The following is a 1,683-nucleotide window of genomic DNA, read 5'->3' as shown; positions in this document are numbered from 1 at the left end:
TTACGCATTTTGGAAGCGGCGACCATCTCCATCGCTTTAGTGATCTTTTGCGTGTTCTGGACGCTTGCGATCTTACTACGTATCTCTTTTGCGCCGGCCATGAGCTTCTCCTCAATGCCTACGGCCTGCCCTAAGACAGGCCGTCAGACTTTACCAGGATTGGGTTGCTTTGAAGGAATCGAGGATGCCTTTCAGCTTGCCTTCGATTTCGTCGTTATAGCCACCGGACTGGTTGATCTCTTGCATCAACGGAGCGTGATCACGGTCAACGTAAGCCAGCAGAGCGGCTTCGAAGCTACCGATTTTCGCCAGTTCTACATCCGCCAGATAACCACGTTCTGCTGCGAACAGAACCAGAGACTGCTGCGCGACTGACATCGGCGCATACTGTTTCTGTTTCAGCAGTTCAGTTACTTTCTGACCATGGTCCAGCTGCTTACGGGTTGCATCGTCAAGGTCAGATGCGAACTGGGAGAACGCTGCCAGTTCACGATACTGTGCCAGAGCGGTACGGATACCACCGGACAGTTTTTTCATGATCTTGGTCTGAGCTGCACCACCAACACGGGATACGGAGATACCCGGGTTAACCGCAGGACGAATACCGGCGTTAAACAGGTTGGTTTCCAGGAAGATCTGACCATCGGTAATGGAAATTACGTTGGTCGGAACGAACGCAGAAACGTCACCCGCTTGGGTTTCGATAATCGGCAGAGCGGTCAGTGAACCGGTTTTCCCTTTCACTTCACCTTTGGTGAAGGCTTCAACGTATTCGGCGTTAACACGCGCAGCACGCTCCAGCAGACGGGAGTGGAGGTAGAATACATCGCCCGGGAATGCTTCACGTCCTGGTGGACGACGAAGCAGCAGGGAGATCTGACGGTATGCGACAGCCTGTTTAGACAGGTCATCGTAAATGATCAGCGCATCTTCGCCGCGGTCGCGGAAGTATTCGCCCATTGCGCAACCGGCATATGGCGCCAGGTATTGCAGTGCAGCGGATTCAGACGCGGTTGCCACAACAACGATGGTGTTAGCCAGCGCGCCGTGTTCTTCCAGTTTACGTACCACGTTAGAAATGGTGGACGCTTTCTGGCCGATAGCAACGTATACGCACTTGATGCCGGAATCACGTTGGTTGATGATGGCGTCGATTGCCAGCGCGGTTTTACCGGTCTGACGGTCGCCGATGATCAGTTCACGCTGACCACGACCGATTGGGATCATGGCATCAACGGATTTATAACCAGTCTGAACTGGCTGATCAACGGACTGACGTTCGATTACGCCAGGTGCGATAGCTTCAACGGCGGAGAAGCCGTCGTTGTCCAGCGCGCCTTTACCATCGATTGGTGCACCCAGGGTGTTAACCACACGGCCCAGCAGGCCACGGCCAACCGGAACTTCCAGGATACGACCAGTACACTTGACGGTCATGCCTTCGGCAAGGTCAGCGTACGGACCCATTACTACAGCACCTACGGAGTCGCGCTCCAGGTTCAGTGCGATAGCGTAACGGTTACCCGGCAGGGAAATCATTTCACCCTGCATACAATCGGCCAGGCCGTGGATGCGGATAACACCGTCACTTACAGAAACAATAGTACCTTCGTTGTGAGCTTCACTCACAACACTGAACTGAGCAATGCGCTGCTTGATCAGTTCGCTGATTTCGGTGGAATT

Annotated in this window: 2 protein-coding genes; both read right to left on the bottom strand. The window is 53.8% G+C overall.

Annotated features, from left to right (window positions below; translation table 11 throughout):
* Positions 1 to 101 (bottom strand): F0F1 ATP synthase subunit gamma (locus tag RDN66_RS12225; protein ID WP_308537880.1); only part of this gene is annotated, 101 nt, incomplete at its 3' end.
* Positions 102 to 150: 49 nt separating this feature from the next.
* The coding region (gene atpA, locus RDN66_RS12220) for a F0F1 ATP synthase subunit alpha (protein WP_308537879.1) at positions 151 to 1,683 on the bottom strand (1,533 nt) is incomplete at its 5' end.

Source organism: uncultured Kluyvera sp. (assembly GCF_902485085.1).
Lineage (GTDB): Bacteria > Pseudomonadota > Gammaproteobacteria > Enterobacterales > Enterobacteriaceae > Kluyvera > Kluyvera ascorbata.
Note: the sequence above shows the minus strand (reverse complement) of the source record. Positions and strands in the feature narration are given on the sequence as shown.